At 72.4% G+C, this 16,531-nt stretch carries 16 protein-coding genes; 9 read left to right on the forward strand and 7 right to left on the reverse strand.

Features of this window, described 5'->3' with window-relative positions; all coding sequences use genetic code 11:
- Positions 1-13 precede the first annotated feature (13 nt).
- The 4 genes from QIS96_RS18875 (at position 14) to QIS96_RS18890 (ending at position 3,897) form a co-directional block, all read left to right on the forward strand.
- Positions 14-463 (forward strand): SRPBCC family protein, encoded by a 450-nt coding sequence (locus QIS96_RS18875; RefSeq protein ID WP_282543814.1) that lies wholly within the window; start codon positions 14-16, stop codon positions 461-463.
- A 186-nt stretch (positions 464-649) separates the two neighbouring features.
- The gene (locus tag QIS96_RS18880; protein WP_282543815.1) at positions 650-952 is read left to right on the forward strand and encodes a hypothetical protein; all 303 of its coding nucleotides are present in this window, start codon (positions 650-652) and stop codon (positions 950-952) included.
- A 179-nt stretch (positions 953-1,131) separates the two neighbouring features.
- Entirely contained in the window at positions 1,132-3,186 is a 2,055-nt protein-coding gene (locus QIS96_RS18885) for an NADPH-dependent 2,4-dienoyl-CoA reductase (protein WP_282543816.1), read from the forward strand.
- A gap of 156 nt (positions 3,187-3,342) precedes the next feature.
- Positions 3,343-3,897, forward strand: coding sequence for a PadR family transcriptional regulator (locus tag QIS96_RS18890; protein WP_282543817.1), 555 nt, complete (start codon positions 3,343-3,345; stop codon positions 3,895-3,897).
- Positions 3,898-3,901: 4 nt separating this feature from the next.
- Here QIS96_RS18890 and QIS96_RS18895 read toward each other — a convergent pair whose 3' ends face one another.
- Positions 3,902-4,261, reverse strand: a complete 360-nt coding sequence (locus tag QIS96_RS18895; protein WP_282543818.1) for a hypothetical protein — start codon at positions 4,259-4,261, stop codon at positions 3,902-3,904.
- A 105-nt stretch (positions 4,262-4,366) separates the two neighbouring features.
- Between QIS96_RS18895 and QIS96_RS18900 the strand changes: the two genes are divergently transcribed.
- On the forward strand, positions 4,367-4,582 hold the full coding sequence (locus tag QIS96_RS18900; RefSeq protein WP_282543819.1) for a DUF2277 domain-containing protein: 216 nt from the start codon (positions 4,367-4,369) through the stop codon (positions 4,580-4,582).
- Between the two features lie 22 nt (positions 4,583-4,604).
- Here the strand turns inward: QIS96_RS18900 and QIS96_RS18905 are convergent, their stop codons facing one another.
- Entirely contained in the window at positions 4,605-5,228 is a 624-nt protein-coding gene (locus QIS96_RS18905) for a DedA family protein (protein ID WP_282543820.1), read from the reverse strand.
- Between the two features lie 305 nt (positions 5,229-5,533).
- On the opposite strand from QIS96_RS18905, the gene QIS96_RS18910 reads away from it, so the two are divergent.
- Entirely contained in the window at positions 5,534-6,085 is a 552-nt protein-coding gene (locus tag QIS96_RS18910; RefSeq protein ID WP_282543821.1) for a superoxide dismutase family protein, read from the forward strand.
- Here QIS96_RS18910 and QIS96_RS18915 read toward each other — a convergent pair.
- The 4 genes from QIS96_RS18915 to QIS96_RS18930 form a co-directional block, all read right to left on the reverse strand.
- The gene (locus QIS96_RS18915; protein ID WP_282543822.1) at positions 6,072-6,518 is read right to left on the reverse strand and encodes a DoxX family protein; all 447 of its coding nucleotides are present in this window, start codon (positions 6,516-6,518) and stop codon (positions 6,072-6,074) included. The two genes, QIS96_RS18910 and QIS96_RS18915, sit on opposite strands and share 14 nt — an antisense overlap.
- Positions 6,519-6,580: 62 nt before the next feature.
- A complete protein-coding gene (locus QIS96_RS18920) occupies positions 6,581-8,536 on the reverse strand; it encodes an FAD/NAD(P)-binding protein (protein ID WP_282543823.1) in 1,956 nt (651 codons plus the stop codon).
- Between the two features lie 405 nt (positions 8,537-8,941).
- The gene (locus tag QIS96_RS18925) at positions 8,942-10,639 is read right to left on the reverse strand and encodes an alkaline phosphatase D family protein (protein WP_282543824.1); all 1,698 of its coding nucleotides are present in this window, start codon (positions 10,637-10,639) and stop codon (positions 8,942-8,944) included.
- Between the two features lie 124 nt (positions 10,640-10,763).
- A complete protein-coding gene (locus QIS96_RS18930; protein WP_282543825.1) occupies positions 10,764-11,450 on the reverse strand; it encodes an HNH endonuclease family protein in 687 nt (228 codons plus the stop codon).
- Between the two features lie 312 nt (positions 11,451-11,762).
- Between QIS96_RS18930 and QIS96_RS18935 the strand changes: the two genes are divergently transcribed.
- Positions 11,763-12,344 (forward strand): TMEM165/GDT1 family protein, encoded by a 582-nt coding sequence (locus tag QIS96_RS18935; RefSeq protein WP_282543826.1) that lies wholly within the window; start codon positions 11,763-11,765, stop codon positions 12,342-12,344.
- A 230-nt stretch (positions 12,345-12,574) separates the two neighbouring features.
- Entirely contained in the window at positions 12,575-13,252 is a 678-nt protein-coding gene (locus tag QIS96_RS18940; protein WP_282543827.1) for an HAD-IA family hydrolase, read from the forward strand.
- Positions 13,253-13,319: 67 nt separating this feature from the next.
- Here QIS96_RS18940 and QIS96_RS18945 read toward each other — a convergent pair whose 3' ends face one another.
- Complete coding sequence (locus QIS96_RS18945) at positions 13,320-14,267, reverse strand: peptidoglycan-binding domain-containing protein (protein WP_282543828.1); 948 nt, start codon at positions 14,265-14,267, stop codon at positions 13,320-13,322.
- A 202-nt stretch (positions 14,268-14,469) separates the two neighbouring features.
- On the opposite strand from QIS96_RS18945, the gene QIS96_RS18950 reads away from it, so the two are divergent.
- Positions 14,470-16,527: an MDR family MFS transporter gene (locus QIS96_RS18950; RefSeq protein ID WP_282543829.1), complete on the forward strand. Its 2,058-nt coding sequence runs from the start codon at positions 14,470-14,472 to the stop codon at positions 16,525-16,527.
- Positions 16,528-16,531 lie beyond the last annotated feature (4 nt).

Genomic DNA, 16,531 nt, shown 5'->3' on the forward strand with positions numbered 1-16,531 from the left:
GAAGGGGGACGAAATGTCTGCGATCAAGGAAACGATCGACATCGATTGCCGTCCCGAGGAGGTGTACTCCTACGTCACCACCCCGTCCCACCTGCCCGAATGGCAGGAGAGCGCGGTATCCGCACACGAAGTCGGCGACGCCGCGATGGGCGTGGGCACGAAGGTCAGGGTGACCCGGAGGATCGGCCGCCGAGAGATCCCCATGACCATGGAGGTCACCGAGTTCGATCCGCCGAGGAGCTGGCATCTCCACGGCATCGACGGCCCCGTCAGAGGCGAGGTCCAGGGCACGATCGAGCCCCTCGACGACGGAAGGCGCTCGCGCCTGACGCTGGACGTCGACTTCGAGGGCCACGGCGTGGGCAAACTGCTCGTCCCGCTGGTCGTCCGCCCGCACATCCGCAAGGAGATGCCGAGGAACGAGCAGAGGCTCAGGAACCTGCTTGAACACCACGCGGCCTGACCGGACATGACCGCGGGACGGGCGCCGGCTGCAGAGCGTCGCGGCTCGTTCGGTGCCAAAACCGGTGGAGAGGTGGGGCGTTGGCGTGGAAGGGTCGGGGCATGGCGTTCTGCAGAAAGGGCCATGCCGCGTAAGCGGCCAGGGCGGGTTCGGGTCGAGCAGCGGCCGCATGCGCATGCTCCCCACGTGACCCGATCGGTGATCACGGAGTTGTCCCCCGCGGCGCTGGCGGAGGTCGTCAGGCTGGAGCGGTCCCGGAACTATCTGTGGCCGGGGGGTGCCGAGACGTGTCTGCTTCTCTGGGCGAGGTTCGTGCGCGCGGCCGACCACCGTCTCTGGGTCGACAATCACGGCGGCTGCGGGATCTGGGAGTGCTGCGGCGACCCGTATCTGGCGCGTGAGTTCCTCGAGGGGCTGATGCTCGCCATGTCCCGGCGGCGTGGGCGTGAGCTGCGTCGCGTCGTGGCGTCGATCGACGTCGACTACTGAGTGCCGACCGGTACGGCATGCCGACCCGTACGGAGTGCGACCCCTACGGAGTGCGACCCCTACGGAGTGCTGAGCCGTACGGTCGCTGACGGGTGCGCCACACTCTTTTGCAACTTGTTGCAGAACCATCTCCCGGTGGGTTACAACAGCGACGTCCGCACCCCACCAGGAGGCCCCCGATGAGCCCGAGTCCCAGCCCGTACCCGCACCTGCTGCGGCCCCTCGACCTCGGGTTCACCACCCTGCCCAACCGCGTGATCATGGGCTCGATGCACGTCGGGCTCGAAGAGGCCGAGCGCGGCTTCGAGCGGATGGCGGCCTTCTACGCGGAGCGGGCGCGCGGCGGCGCCGGGCTCATCGTGACCGGCGGGATCGCCCCGAACGAGGCGGGCCGGCCGTGGGCGGGCGGCGCCAAGCTGACCACGGCCGAGGAGGTCGCGCAGCACGCCGTCGTCACCGAGGCCGTGCACGAGGCGGGCGGCCGGATCGCCATGCAGATCCTGCACTTCGGGCGGTACGCCTACCACGAGGACCTGGTCGCGCCGAGCCCGCTCCAGGCGCCGATCAGCCCCTTCGTGCCGAACGAGCTGACCGAGGACGAGGTCGAGCAGACCGTCGAGGACTTCGTGCGGGCCGCGGAGCTCGCCAAGGAGGCCGGGTACGACGGCGTCGAGATCATGGGCTCGGAGGGCTATCTCCTCAACGAGTTCATCGTCGCCGCGACCAACCGCCGCACCGACCGCTGGGGCGGCTCGTACGAGAACCGGATCCGGTTCCCCGTCGAGATCGTGCGGCGGACCAGGGAACGGGTCGGGCCGGACTTCATCCTGATCTACCGGCTCTCCATGCTCGACCTGGTGCCGGGCGGCTCGACGTTCGACGAGGTCGTCGCCCTCGCCAAGGAGATCGAGGCCGCGGGCGCCACCCTCATCAACACCGGCATCGGCTGGCACGAGGCGCGCATCCCGACCATCGCGACCTCGGTGCCGCGCGGTGCGTACGCCTGGGTGACGAAGAAGGTCATGGGCGCCGTGTCCGTGCCCCTGGTCACCAGCAACCGCATCAACACCCCTGAAGTCGCCGAGCAGTTGCTCGCCGACGGGCACGCCGACCTGGTCTCGCTCGCCCGGCCGTTCCTCGCCGACCCGGAGTTCGTGGCGAAGGCCCGCGAGGACCGCGCCGAGGCCATCAACACCTGCATCGGCTGCAACCAGGCCTGCCTGGACCACACCTTCAGCCTGCAGATCACCTCCTGCCTGGTGAACCCGCGGGCCTGCCACGAAACCGAGCTGGTCCTCGAACCGATCACCGAGATCCCGCGCCGCAAGCGCATCGCCGTCGTCGGCGCGGGCCCCGCCGGGCTCGCCTTCGCCGTGTCCGCCGCCGAGCGCGGCCACGAGGTCACCCTCTTCGACGCCGCGGACCAGATCGGCGGCCAGCTCAACCTGGCCCGCAAGGTCCCGGGCAAGGAGGAGTTCGACGAGACGATCCGCTACTTCCGCACCCAGCTCGAACTCCGGGGCGTGGACGTCCGGTTGAACACCCGCGTCACCGCCGAGGAGCTGACCTCCGGCGCGTACGGCACCACGTACGACGAGGTCGTGATCGCCACCGGCGTCAGCCCGCGCACCCCCGAGATCCCGGGCGTCGACCACCCGCGCGTCCTCAGCTATCTGGACGTCCTGCGGGACGGGGCCGCGGTCGGCGAGAAGGTCGCGATCGTCGGGGCGGGCGGCATCGGCTTCGACGTCGCCGAGTTCCTCACCGACGGCGGCGACGAGGCCAGCCTGAACCCGGCGACGTACTTCGCGCAGTGGGGCGTCGACATGGACTACCGCGACCGCGGCGGCCTGCGCGCGCCCCAGCGGCCCGCGCCGCCGCGCCAGGTGCACCTGCTGCAGCGCAAGGCCAGCAAGGTCGGCGCCGGGCTCGGCAAGACCACCGGCTGGATCCACCGCACCGAACTGCGCCACCGCGGCGTCACGATGGTCGCCGGAGTCTCCTACGAGCGGATCGACGACGCGGGCCTGCACATCGGCGTCGACGGCGCCACGCAGGTCCTCGACGTGGACACCGTCGTCCTCTGCGCCGGCCAGGAGCCGCGCCGCGAGCTGTACGACGCGCTGCTCGCCGCCGGGCAGTCCGTGCACGTCATCGGCGGCGCCGACGTGGCCGCCGAACTGGACGCGAAGCGGGCCATCAAGCAGGGGACGGAGTTGGCGGCGGCGCTGTAGGGGGGCGGCTCGGCTTGGGTAGGACGGCCCGCACCGTCGACTGCGGCACCCTCGGTCGCCCTGCGGGCTCGTCCTCGATCTCCCCCAGCTACCGCTGGGAGGTGCCCCCAGGACGGGCTGGATTTCGTCGCCCGGCCCGTCCATAGGATGCAAACCATGTCCCTGCCGCACGCCATCCTCACCGCCCTTCTGGAGAAGCCCTCGTCAGGCCTCGAACTGACCCGTCGTTTCGACAAGTCCATCGGGTACTTCTGGTCCGCGACGCATCAGCAGATCTACCGGGAGCTCGGCAAGCTGGAGGACGCCGGACTGATCCGGGCCCTGCCCTCACCGCAGCCGACCCGTGGGCAGCGCAAGGCGTACGAGGTGCTGCCCGCGGGCCGGGCCGAGCTCACCGCATGGGTGGGCAAGGAGGAGGACCCGAAGCCGATCCGCTCCGCGCTGCTGCTGCGCATGCGCGCCGCCGCCGTGGTCGGCCCGCAGGGACTGCAGGCCGAGCTGCGCCGCCATCTCGCCCTGCACCAGGAGCAGTTGGCGGAGTACGAGCAGATCGAGGAGCGGGACTTCCCGGCCGGGCGGGACGGGGCGCAGGACCGCATGCGGCATCTCGTGCTGCGCGGCGGTATCGAGCTTGAGACGTTCTGGATCGGCTGGATCACCGAGGCGCTCGACACCATGGAACAGCTGCCCAAGAGCCCCGCGGGCGACTGAACGCTCAGGCTCCCGCGCCCGCCGCCGCGGCCTCGCCCGGCTCGTCCTGTATGTGCTTGAGGTGCATCCGGCCGTCCACGAGCTCGGGCCCCGTGAACGCCGCCCAGTACCGATGGCAGGTCACGAACACCGCCAACTCCCGCTCCCGCTGCCGGAGTTTCTCCACCTCCGCCTGCTCGTCGGCGCTCCAGCCCGGGGAGGCGGGACGCTCCACCTTGCGCCAACCGGCTATGTCGCTGAAGCCGTCGAGGGGCGTGACCGACCAGGGGAGCCGCTTGAGCAGAGCCAGAAGCTCGGCCCGGACCTGATGCAGCTCCTCCTGACCTGCGAGGAGGTCTTCGGGGAATTCAAAGGTCTCAGCCACGACCGCAATGCTACGCCTGTTCGAATTACGGAGGCGAGGTTCGCCGCCCCGAACTCACCCGAACGTGTGTTCCTGTATTGATCCCCGGTGCTGCAGACTGTTCGTATGTGCCGAAGCATCAAGACCCTCCGCCCGCCGGCCATCCCCGAGGAGGCCACCGAGGACGAGGTGCGCGCCGCCGCCTTGCAGTACGTCCGCAAGGTCTCCGGCTTCCGTGCGCCCGCGGCCCACAACCGCGAGGTGTTCGACCGCGCTGTGGACGCGGTGGCCCGCGCGACCCAGGAGCTCCTGGACGACCTGGTCGTGCGCGGCCACAGATAGGCCCGGCCCCGCCCTGCCGGGTTCAGGGCGTGCGCGGCCGGCGCACCAGATACGCCGCGCCCGTCCCCGCCGCGAACAGCGCAAGCAGCGAGACGCCCGTGGCGAGCCAGCCCGCGCCGAGCCAGTGCCCGCCGAAGTAGCCGAGCCCGACGCTGTACGCGGCCCAGGCGACCCCGGCCACAAGGGACCAGGGCAGGAACTCGCGGATCGCGCGATGCGTGGCGCCTGCGCCGAGCGAGACCACGGAGCGCCCGGCGGGCGCGAAGCGCGCGATGACGACGAGCGCGCCGCCGCCCTTGGCGAGCGCCGCGCCGAGCCGTTCCTGCGCGCTGCTGAGGCGGCGCGAGCGTGCGATGGCCCGGTCCAGACGCTCACCGCCGCGCCAGGCGACGCGGTACGCGGCGAGGTCGCCGAGCACCGAGGCCAGGGCCGCGCAGGCGCCGAGCACCAACAGGTCCGGAACCTGGTGCGCCATGCGGTCGGCGGCGGCGTCCGTCGCGCCGGAGCCGGCGGCCGCGGCGGTGGCGGCCATGATCACCAGGAGCCCGCTGGGCAGCAGCGGGAGGAAGACGTCGAAGACGATGGAGGCCGCGACGACGGCGTAGATCCAGGGGCTGCCGGTCAGCGCCCCCACACTCTCCAGCACCCGAACTCCCTGACTCCCCGGATTCCTTGCACACAGCGCCGCGGTGTCGCGGGGAGCGGCAGGGGCGGCAGGTCAGACAGCTGTACAGCGTACGCCTGGCAGTTCGGGAGGATTCCGGCGGGTGTCCCTCCCGTCGCGGGCGCACGGTTCGCACGCCTCGGCGAGCGTTCACCCGCGTGCCGCTTCCGGTGCGACACCCGGAGCCGGGTTCCCGTACGAACGAGAGGTGCCGGATTCCCGTACGGACGAGACGTGCGGGGCCGAGAGGCGCGGACGGCACACAAGGCGAGGGTGAGGACAGGGCGATGCCGGCAGGGATGGTCGCCGCGGTGAGCGCGGCAGCAATGCTGATGACGGGGGGCGGCCCGGTTCCGGGCGACGTCCAGGTGGTGCGCGCGGAGGCGGACTTCGCGCCGCCGAGCGCGTTCGTCGTGTCCGATGCGAAGACGTACGACCTGGACCTGGTGCCGGCGGGTGCGCACATCAAGGTGACGCAGGCGGCGGGGGATTCGGGCAACGTCGTGACGCTGCAGGTCGACGGCCTCAAGGCGAATCGGGCGTACGGCGTGCATGTGCACCAGAAGCCGTGCGGTACGCAGCCGGACGACGCGGGCGGCCACTACCAGAACCGGGTGGATCCGGTGCAGCCGTCGAAGGACCCGGCGTATGTGAACCCGAGCAACGAGGTGTGGCTGGACTTCACCACCGACGGGAAGGGCGAGGGGGTGGCGGCCTCCCGGCACGGGTGGAACTTCCGCCCCGGAGAGGCCGCCTCGGTCGTCCTGCACCGCGAACAGGGCGGCGCAGGAGACCGGTTGGCGTGCTTCAGCGTGCCGTTCGCGCCTACGCGGGCGTGAGGTCGGCCTCGGTCCGGTCGGACTTGTCGGCGGCGGCGGTGGAGTCGCCGCGGCCGATGAGCCGGTCGAGACCGAAGGCCCCGGAGCCGGTGAAGGTGAGGAGCAGGAAGGCCCAGCAGTACATGGCCGCGCTCTCACCGCTGTTCTCGATCGGCCACAGCCCCATGGACTGGTGCACCGAGAAGTAGGCGTAGGCCATGGAGCCGGAGGCGAGGAACGAGGCCGCGCGGGTGCCGAGGCCGATCATCACCAGGACGCCGCAGACGAGCTCGATCAGCGAGGCGATACCACCGGGCCAGCTGATCGGGTCGGTCGTCTCGCCACCGAGGACGCCGAACAGCTTCGAGACGCCGTGGCAGGTGAAGAGCAGGCCGGTCACGATGCGGAAAAGCCCCAGGGCGTACGGCTGTGCGCTGTTGAGGCGGTAGTTCATATGGGGGGACTCCTTCGTCGGTCGGGGACGGCAACCGATCGGAGGCCACAGGTTAGGCAGACCTAATCAATGCTTGCAAGTTCAACATTTAGCCGTCCTGCGTATGGAGACGCGGTTCCCAGTACCGCGCGGGCCACCGCGTCCGCGTCCGAGAGGGTCACCGAGTCGACGCCCGGCCGCGCTCCCGCCGCCGTCACCCAGTGCACGCCCTCCGTCGGCACGCCCACCGCGAACCGCCGTGCGTGCGGCCTGCCTTCGCGGTCCACCACCCGGTACGGGCGGGGCGTCACGTCCAGGCCGCCGGTCTCGTACCCGTCGACGACGTGCGGCCGGCAGCCGCCCGCCGCGAGCAGCTCCGCGAGCAGCACGTCGCCCGTACGCCGAAGATCCGCTTCCGGGAGGCGTGCCTCGACCAGCGTGGCCGCGCGCACTGTGGAATCCGGCACGTCGGGGGAGTGCGCCGTGAACCCGTCCGCCTCGGCGCGCACCTCCATACGCGGGCCGATCACGGTGAGCACGCCCGCTTCGATCAGCGCGGTCATCTCCTCGATCCGGCGGCGCGGCGGCCCGATCGACAGGAACGCGTTCAGGGGCGTGTACCAGCGGTCCAGGTGCTCGCGCCGCGAGCGGCCGCCGATGCCCCGGTGGTCCACGACCAGGCGCAGCTCGTTGCGCAGGTCCCGCAGCACGTCGAGCGCCGCCTTGACCGGACCGGACACATTGCCGAGCGCGGCCTGCGCGGCGTCCTCGCGCAGCAGCCCGAGGAGCCAGCCGCGGAAGGCGTCGGGACCCGCGAACTCCATCCCCTCGTACGGCCTGGCGATGCGCGCCCAGGACCAGCGGTCGGCGGCCGCGAAGCCGAACGCTTCGAGTACGTCCGCCTCCTGGTCGGAGCCGTGCGACGCGCTGAGGAAGCGCTCGCGGAAGGGCTCGGCGGGCCGGCCGTCGGCGCGCAGCCGCGCCTCGTAGAAGACGGTCTCGACCTCCTTCGCGACCAGTGGCCAGATCTCGCTCAGGAAGTCCGGCGGATCGCCGTCGGCGGCGCGCTTGCGGAAGCCCTCGATCACGGTGCCGGTGAGTACCAGCGGTTCGTGCCGCCCGTACGCGCCCTTCTCGTTGTCGCCGCGCGCCTGGTACGGAACCCCGCGCCGCGAGCCCGCGTAGAGCCGCGGCTCCCGGCCCGAGGGCAGATAGCCGAGGCCGTCCGGGCCGGGCACGAAGCGGCCGCCGCGGCCCGAGGTCAGCAGCGCCATGTGGTCGAAGAAGTTGAGGCCGAGCCCGCGCAGCAGCACCGGGGCGCCGGGCGCGACGGACGACAGGTCCAGGTCGGCCGGGTTGGCGGGCTCGACGTAGCGCAGGCCGTGCCGGTCGGCGTGGTCCGCGAGCCGCCGCTGCTCCGGGCCGCCGACCGCCGGGAGGTGGCCCTGGGCGAGGACGACGGCGTGCAGGCCGGTGAGTTCGGTGCCGTCGGACAGGGCGAGGCGCTGTCCGGCGGGGCGGGGCGGCGGGCCCGAGTCGTGCCGCTGGCGGGGGAGGAGCGGGCCGTCGGCGGGGTCGCCCTCGTCCGTCAGGCGGACCGCGCGGGCCCGGTGGACCTCGACCCGGACCTGCTCGGGGGCCCGGCGCAGCATCTCGGCGAAGACCCACTCCAGGTAGCGGCCGTACTGGGCGCGGGTCGGGTAGGCGTCAGGGCCGAGCGGCGGCCCGTCGAGCGCCTCGGGGTGAGCGGACGCCCACTCGTGCAGGCTCGGCCCCCGGCGTATCGGGCCCTCGCAGCTGACGCTCGCGTCGGTGAAGAGGGTGACCTGGGAGGCGACGGTGTTCATCAGGAGCTCGTCGGACTGCGCGGTCCGCCACACCAGACCCGCGCCGGGCGGCGCCGGATCCACCATGTGCACCGTGAGCCGGGCGCCCGGAGGCAGGAGTTCCGGGGCCGACGCGCACAGCCGTTCCAGGACGCTGGTGCCACGCGGCCCCGCGCCGACCACGGCGACGGAGAGATGTGCAGTCGCGGACAATGGTGCAACCCCCGGGGCGGACGGTCGATATGAGGCTCCTGCGCTCACCGTTGCCGGTGTCACCGGCGTGACCGGTGTGCTGGAAGCGGATGGTCCGGCTCATCATGCCGCTGGATCCGGCTCAGTCGAACCCCTGGACGAGCCAACCCCCGCTGTTGTGGGCCGGATCACGCCCCTCACGTCACACCTGGGCACGGCAGCATCACGGGCCGCGAACGCGGACGCGAGGGCGCGCTGCGAGCCGGCCAACCCCCAGGACCCGAACCCGGAACCCGAACCCCGGAACCCGAACCCCGGAACCAGAACCCCGGAACCAGAACCCCAGGACCCGAACCCCGGACAGCCAACCCCAGCCCCCTCAGGTCGAGATGGCCCCGGGCGGGCGTGCCCAGACGGTCGGGGCGGTTACGTCGAGATGACCGAGTCCTGGACCCGTTCGAGCCGGGCGGCGGTGCCGCCCCCGGTCGCGCGGGCGCGGTCGAGGGCCAGCTCTCCCGAACGCCCGCGCAGCGTCAGCGTCATGAGGTGGTTGCCGAACCACGGGCCGCCGGTCCTGCGCCAGTCGACCTTCGCGGGGGCCGTGCGGCCGTGCCGGGCGAAGCGGCGGCCGAGGGCGCGCCCGGCGCGGCTCCAGCCGAAGCGGAAGCCGAGCCGTATCGCCGGGTGGATGGAGTTGTGCATCGGCGAGCAGGTCAGCTGCAGGACCCGCACGTCCGGCTGTGGCCCCTCGCCGCGCGGCCAGGTCGGCTCCGCCACGTACGCGTGGTGCACGTCGCCGGAGAGGACGCAGACCGAGGCCGGGGCGTCGGGGCCGCTGCCCGCCTCGGCGATCAGGTCGGTCAGCTGGGCGAACGACTCCGGGAACGCCGGCCAGTGCTCCAGGTCGCTGCGGCGGCGCAGGTCCTCCGCGAACCTCGCCCAGCGCGGGCCGCGTTCGCCGCGTGCGAGGGCGGCGTTCCAGCCCTCCGCGTCGTGCACGAGATGCGGCAGGAGCCAGGGCAGCGAGGTGCCGATGAGGAGGTGGTCGTAGGAGCCGGGGGCGTCCAGGGCCTGTTCGCGCAGCCAGCGGGCCTCGTCCGCGTCGAGCATCGCGCGGTGCGACTCGTCGAGGACCCGCGCGGCCCTGGTGTCCACCATCAGCAGGCGTACGCGGCCGAAGTCGCGCCGGTAGCTCCAGCGGGCGCTCGCGGGGTCGGCGTCCGCGCGGGCGGCGAAGGCGCGCAGCGCGTCCGTGCCGTCGGCGCTCGCGCGCACCGCGGCGTACACCGGGTCGGCGGCGAGCTCGGCCGGCGGGAGGTTGCCGAGGTGCTGGTAGACCCAGTACGACATCAGGCCGCTGAGGACGCGCTCGTTCCACCACGGGGTGGCCCGCATCTCGGTGAGCCAGGCGGCGCTGGTGTTCCAGTCGTCGATCACGTCGTGGTCGTCGAAGATCATGCAGCTGGGCACGGTGGAGAGCAGCCAGCGCACCTCGGGGTCGAGCCAGGACTCGTCGTAGAGGTGGGCGTACTCCTCGTAGTCCGCGACCTCCTCGCGTGGGGGTACCGCCCTGCTCGAACGAAGTTGAGAGCTTGGGGGAGGGTCGCTCAGGTCGCGGCGCTCGGCGAGCCACTGCTTGGTCGCCGGGGACACCATGTCCGCGTACACCTGGTCGCCGAGCAGTACCAGGACGTCGGGGCGCGGCGTCCGCGGGTCGGCGGCGAGGCGCACGGCGAGGGTGTCCAGGGCGTCCGGGCCCATCGGGTCCTTCTCGCCGGTCGGGGAGATCGCCCAGCGGCAGGAGCCGAAGGAGACCCGGACCTCCGCCGAGCCGTCGGCCTCGGCAGGCGTGCGGATCGTGGACGGCGGGAAGGGCGAGTCCTCCAGGGGCCAGACGCGGTGGCCGTCGAGCAGCACCTCGTACGCGGTCTCCGTGCCGGGGGCGAGGCCCTCGACCGGGATCAGCGCGTAGTGGTGCCCGGCGATCCGGAACGTGTGCGTCGAGCCCTTCGCGCCGTCGGCACAGCGCACCTCGGCCGTGCTCGGGCGGTCCGACTCGACCCAGACGGTCGCCGTCGACCCGTCCACGTACCGCAGCAGCGGCCCCAGGCGCAGCTCGGCCATGTGTGATCACTCTCCTCCGTCGCCCCGTACGGTACGGAACGACGGAGGGGAGTGGCGAGGTTCCGCCTGTTGCAGCTCAGCAACCGTTCGAGCAGGCGGGTCCGCGGCCGTTTCGGTGGCCGTTTCAGCAGCCGTTGAGGATGCCCTCCAGGGCCTGCTTCTCGGCGGAGTCCACGGTCATGTCGTAGTGGTGCTTCACGTCCACCCACATCCGGGCGTACATGCAGTGGTACGAGGACGTGGGCGGCAGCCACTCCGCGGGGTCCTGGTCGCCCTTGGACTGGTTGACGTTGTCGGTGACGGCGATCAGCTGCGGCCGGGTCAGGTCGTTGGCGAAGCCCTCGCGCGCGTCCGTGGTCCAGGAGCTCGCGCCGGACTTCCAGGCCTCGGAGAGCGGGACGACATGGTCGATGTCGACGTCGGACGCGGCGGTCCAGGTCTCGCCGTCGTACTCGGAGAACCAACTCCCGGACGTGGCCGCGCAGCTGGAGTCCTGCTCGACGTTCTCGCCGTCGCGCTTCAGGACGACCTCGCGGGTGTTGCAGGCGCCCTCCTGGGTGCTCCAGTGCGGGAACTTCTCCCGGCTGTAGCCGTCCGACGACCCCTCGGCCTCCTCGGTCAGCTCGCCCAGGTACGTACGGGCCGTGGCCGCGTCGACCGGGGTGGGCGGGGCGGCCTGCGCGGGCGTGCCGGTCAGCAGCGCGGTGGCCGTGACGAGGCCCGCGGCCGAGGCGAGCACGGCGATCCGGCGGGGGCTGAGGAGAGGGCTGCGGTGCGCGGCGGTGCGTCGACGCGCGTAGACACCTGACATGCGAACTCCCTTGAGGTGGGGGGATGTTGGCCGGTTCGGGCCAATCCATGGCAGCGCTCCGGGGTTGCCGTGGGGTGAGCGCCGAGTGACAGGGTCCCGTCAATGGCGCGCACACATCAAGAGTTCCGCCGGATCGTCACCGAGGCGTGCCCGTACGGGAGTTGGGGCATCACGGGACGTTTCATCGGATGACGGACGGGCTCGGAGCCGAGGCCGGGAGGGGAGGGGTCCCGTAGGCTGGAGGGGCGCAAGGGGAACGGCCCGGCGTGACGGCCGTGGGCGAGACCTTCGTGCCCGACCGATTGAGGAACCTTGATCAGCTTCAGCGTCACGGCGCTCGTGTTCGGCGTCGTCCTCCTCGCCGAACTCCCCGACAAGACGGCGCTCGCCGGGCTCGTCCTCGGCACCCGCTACCGCGCCTCGTACGTCTTCGCCGGGGTCGCCGCCGCGTTCCTGGTGCACGTCGCGCTCGCCATCGCGGCCGGCAGCGTCCTCACGCTGCTGCCCAACCGGATCGTCCAGGCGCTCACCGGCGTGCTCTTCCTCGGCGGCGCGCTGATCCTCCTGATGAAGAAGGACGAGGACGAGCAGCGCCTCAGGCAGCCCGAGAACCAGGGCTTCTGGAAGGTCTCGCGCGCCGGCTTCATGATCGTCCTGGTCGCCGAGTTCGGCGATCTCACGCAGATCATGACGGCCAACCTCGCCGCCCGCTACGACGATCCGCTCTCGGTCGGCCTCGGCGCGGTGCTCGCGCTCTGGACGGTGGCGGGGCTCAGCATCCTCGGCGGCCAGGCGCTGATGAAACGCGTACCGTTGCAGCTCGTCACCAAGGTCGCCGCGATCGTGATGCTGGTCCTCGCCGGAATCAGTCTGTACGAGGCCGTAGCGCCCTGACCTGCGCCGACGCCAGCCTCGGCAGGGTTGCGGAGGCGGGTGAGAGGTGGGTGCGGGCCGGAATCAGGCAGGCCGGTGGCGTACTGCGTCCCTCGTTTTGTATCGTGTAGGAACAAAGTGGTTCCCGCCTGTTCTCCCTGACCGGCGGGCGGGGCCCTTTGGATCTCTTTCCTCCCCTTTGGGGCTTCCTAGCCTTAGGGGCTTCCATCGCCCCGCTCAGGAGCATGCTGATGCCCGCCACCCCCACCGCCGTTCTGACCGCCCGCGCGCTGCTGCTCGACATGGACGGCACGCTGGTCAACTCCGACGCCGTGGTGGAGCGCTGCTGGCGGCGCTGGTCCGAGCGGCACGGCCTGGACTTCGACGAGGTCATCAAGGTCGTCCACGGCCGCCAGGGCTACGCCTCCATGGCCGTGCTCCTGCCCGACCGCCCGATGGCCGAGAACCACGCGGAGAACCGCGAGATGCTCGCCGCGGAGACCGCCGACGTCGAAGGCGTCGTCCCGATCGGCGGCGCCCCCGCGTTCATGGCCTCCCTCGCCGCCCTGCCGCACGCCCTGGTCACCTCGGCCGACAGCGCGCTCGCCGAGGCCCGCATGGGCGCGGCCGGACTCGGCATGCCCCTGGTCCAGGTCACCGCCGAGTCCGTGGGCGCGAGCAAGCCGGACCCCGAGGGCTTCCTGAAGGGCGCCGCCGAACTGGGCGTCGACCCCGCCGACTGCCTCGTCTTCGAGGACTCCGAGGCCGGAATCGCCGCAGGCCGCGCGGCCGGCATGCGCGTCGTCGGCGTCGGCCCGCGCGCCGCCGCCTACGGCCCCGACGCGCACGTCATGGACCTGCGCCAGATCGCGGTGGAGTCGGCCGAGGACGGGTCGGGGGCGCTGCGGGTCAGCGTGTACGCGGCCTGAAGCCGAGCCCGATCCGGGGCCGTACGCGGGAAGGGAACCCCGATCCCCGGTCCGTGATCCCGGTCCGTCAGCGGGGAGTCCCTGTCTCTGAATCCGTCGACTCCGTCGGTTCCGGTGGCTCCTCCGTCTCCGCCTCCAGCGCCCTGCGCGTAGCCGGGCCGTACACGCCCTGCGGGTCGCCCTCGACCCCCTCCGCGTACTGGTAGCGCGCCACCGCCTCCTCGACGAGCGCGTCGTAACTCCCGTGCTCCGGGCCCGCGTAGACGTACCGCTGCCTGAGCCGGTCCTGCAGCTCGCGCACCTCCGGGCCCTCGTCGCCCGCCCGCAGGACCGGCGGCGCGGGCGACCTGGGCGTGCCGATCGAGCCGCTCGCGGTGACGGTGGGCGGGGCCGACGTGACGGGCGCGGTCCGCGTGGGCGTCCCCGAGCGCGTCGGCCGCTGTGCCGCGGACCGCGAGGCGGTGGCCGCGGCCTTCGGCGCATCGGACGGGGTGCCCGTAAGCGCTGGAGCCTCTGTCGTCGTACGGGGCGTGGCCGGGGTCGTGACGGGGTGGTCGGGGAGCGCGTGCTCCTGGTCGGGCTCGCCGGAGAACAGGCCCGTCGCCACGGCCGTCACGAGCACCACGGCCACGGCCGCGCCCCCGGCGGCGAGCAGCGCGGCACGGCGGGGGCGGCGCCGCTGCACGGTCGCCGGGACCTCGCCCGCTGCGGCCTCTCGCACCAGGGTCTCGTCCGCCGGGCGGGGTACGGGCGCGGGGCGCGGTGCGGGGTGGGGCGAGGGGCGGGGCGCGTACGACGGGTCCGCAGGGGCGTCCTCGGCGGTGCCCGGAGCGTCCGGCGCGTCCGGCAGGGACACGTAGGGCCGCAGCCGCAGCAGGTCGAAGTCCTCGGCGGCGGCCGCGTCCGCGCTGCGGGCCTCGCGCAGCGCGTCGGCCGCGCGTTGAGTGCAGCCGCAGGCCGGGCCGCCGTCCGCGGTCCGCGGCGTACCGCACTGCGGGCAGGTGCGAGCGCTCACCGTAGGGTCCCCTCCCCTGGAGCCCCCGTGCTTGGGGAGCCGGGGGCGATTATGCAGGGCTCCGGCCGTGCGGCCCATGGCGTTCCGGCCACTCGACAGGCCATAACCGGCCGAACCGACCACGATGGGAGGGTGCGGCGGGGCCCGGACGGGGGCTCGCCCCCGGCGGCGGCCTGCCTCAGGGCGGCCTGAGGAGGCGTCGATGACGACGACGGACCAAGGGGGCGGCGCCCTCCCGGCGGCACCCGGCAAGCAGGGCCAGGGGAGCGTGCTCGTGTCCATCGGTGCGCTGCTGCTCGGCATGCTGCTCGCCGCGCTCGACCAGACCATCGTGTCCACCGCGCTGCCGACCATCGTCAGCGAACTCGGCGGCATGAAGCACCTGTCCTGGGTCGTCACCGCGTACATGCTGGCCTCGACCGCCGCCACCCCGCTCTGGGGCAAGCTCGGCGACCAGTTCGGGCGGAAGAAGCTCTTCCAGACCGCGATCGTGATCTTCCTGATCGGCTCCGCGCTGTGCGGCATGGCGCAGAACATGCCGCAGCTCATCGGCTTCCGCGCCCTGCAGGGCCTCGGCGGCGGCGGACTGATGGTGCTGTCCATGGCAATCGTCGGCGACCTCGTCCCGCCGCGCGAACGCGGCAAGTACCAGGGCCTGTTCGGGGCCGTCTTCGGCGCGACGAGCGTGCTCGGACCGCTGCTCGGCGGGCTCTTCGTCGACCACCTCTCCTGGCGCTGGGTGTTCTACGTCAACCTGCCCATCGGCGTCGTCGCGCTCCTCGTGATCGCCGCCGCACTGCACATCCCGGTGCGCTCGCAGCCGCACGTCATCGACTACCTGGGCACGTTCCTGATCGCCTCCGCCGCCACCTGCCTGGTCCTCGTCGCCTCCCTCGGCGGTACCACCTGGGCCTGGGGCTCGGCGCAGATCATCGGTCTCGCGGTGCTCGCCGCAGTGCTGCTCGTCGCGTTCGTCGCGGCCGAGCGCAGGGCGGCGGAGCCGGTGCTTCCGCTGAAGCTGTTCCGGATCCGCACGTTCACGCTCTCCGCCGTGATCAGCTTCGTCGTCGGCTTCGCGATGTTCGGCGCGATGACCTACCTGCCGACGTTCCTGCAGGTCGTGCACGGGGTCTCGCCGACCATGTCGGGCGTCCACATGCTGCCGATGGTGCTCGGCCTGCTGCTCTCGTCCACGGCCTCCGGCCAGATCGTCAGCCGCACCGGGCGCTGGAAGGTCTTCCCGGTCCTCGGCACCGCCGTCACCGCGCTCGGCCTGCTGCTCCTGCACCAGCTCAAGGAGACCAGCTCGACCTTCGAGATGAGCGCCTACTTCTTCGTCTTCGGCCTCGGCCTCGGCCTGGTCATGCAGGTCCTCGTCCTGATCGTGCAGAACGCTGTCTCGTACGAGGACCTGGGCGTCGCCACCTCGGGCGCCACCTTCTTCCGCTCCATCGGCGCCTCCTTCGGCGTCGCGATCTTCGGCACGATCTTCGCGAACCGCCTCCAGTCCAAGCTCACCACCGCCTTCGCGGGCCAGAACGTGCCGCCCGGAACGGCCGGGGCGCTGGAGGCCGACCCGCGCGTGATGCAGCAACTGCCGCCCGACGTCCGCCCGTTGGCCCTGAACGCCTACTCGTCGGCGATCACCGACGTCTTCCTGTACGCCGCGCCGGTCGCCCTCGTCGCGTTCTGCCTCTCCTGGCTGCTCAAGGAGGACCGGCTGCGCGGCTCGGTCACCGCGCCGGAGATCACCGAGACCCTGGCCAGCAACCCCGTCGAGCGGTCCTCGCACGACGAGGTGGCGCGCGCCCTCTCGGTCCTCGGCACCCGCGAGGGCCGCAAGGAGGTCTACGAGAAGATCACCGCGCGTGCCGGGTACGACCTGCTCCCGGCGGCGAGCTGGCTGCTCCTGCGCATCCAGCGGCACGGGTTCGTGGAGCCGGCCAGGCTCGCCGAGCACAGCGTCGTACCGCTGCCCGTGGTGCAGGCCGCCGCCCGGCAGGTGGAGGAGCGGCGCCTGGCCCGCCGGGAAGGCGTCGCCCTGGTCCTGACCGACTCCGGGCGCGAGGTCGCGGGCCGTCTCGCCAAGGCCCGCGAGGCGTCCCTGGCCGAGCTGCTCGGCGACTGGTGGGGCCGGGACCGCCCCACCGACCTGGCCGTCCTCATCGAGGAGCTCAACGCGGAACTGTGCGGCTCCGACAGCGAGCGCCCGCACGACGGGGCGATGAGGGGCGCCGAGCGGCAGCGGGCGGGGCGGTGAACGC

The organism is Streptomyces cavernicola, from assembly GCF_029968035.1.
GTDB lineage: Bacteria > Actinomycetota > Actinomycetes > Streptomycetales > Streptomycetaceae > Streptomyces > Streptomyces cavernicola.

Excerpts from the sequence above, each read along its gene's own strand:
- QIS96_RS18930 (WP_282543825.1), bottom strand. The coding sequence starts at position 11,450 with ATGTCAGGTGTCTACGCGCGTCGACGCACCGCCGCGCACCGCAGCCCT.
- QIS96_RS18890 (WP_282543817.1), top strand. The coding sequence starts at position 3,343 with ATGTCCCTGCCGCACGCCATCCTCACCGCCCTTCTGGAGAAGCCCTCG.
- QIS96_RS18875 (WP_282543814.1), top strand. The coding sequence starts at position 14 with ATGTCTGCGATCAAGGAAACGATCGACATCGATTGCCGTCCCGAGGAG.
- QIS96_RS18900 (WP_282543819.1), top strand. The coding sequence starts at position 4,367 with ATGTGCCGAAGCATCAAGACCCTCCGCCCGCCGGCCATCCCCGAGGAG.
- QIS96_RS18950 (WP_282543829.1), top strand. The coding sequence starts at position 14,470 with ATGACGACGACGGACCAAGGGGGCGGCGCCCTCCCGGCGGCACCCGGC.
- QIS96_RS18925 (WP_282543824.1), bottom strand. The coding sequence starts at position 10,639 with ATGGCCGAGCTGCGCCTGGGGCCGCTGCTGCGGTACGTGGACGGGTCG.
- QIS96_RS18885 (WP_282543816.1), top strand. The coding sequence starts at position 1,132 with ATGAGCCCGAGTCCCAGCCCGTACCCGCACCTGCTGCGGCCCCTCGAC.
- QIS96_RS18940 (WP_282543827.1), top strand. The coding sequence starts at position 12,575 with ATGCCCGCCACCCCCACCGCCGTTCTGACCGCCCGCGCGCTGCTGCTC.
- QIS96_RS18915 (WP_282543822.1), bottom strand. The coding sequence starts at position 6,518 with ATGAACTACCGCCTCAACAGCGCACAGCCGTACGCCCTGGGGCTTTTC.
- QIS96_RS18910 (WP_282543821.1), top strand. The coding sequence starts at position 5,534 with ATGCCGGCAGGGATGGTCGCCGCGGTGAGCGCGGCAGCAATGCTGATG.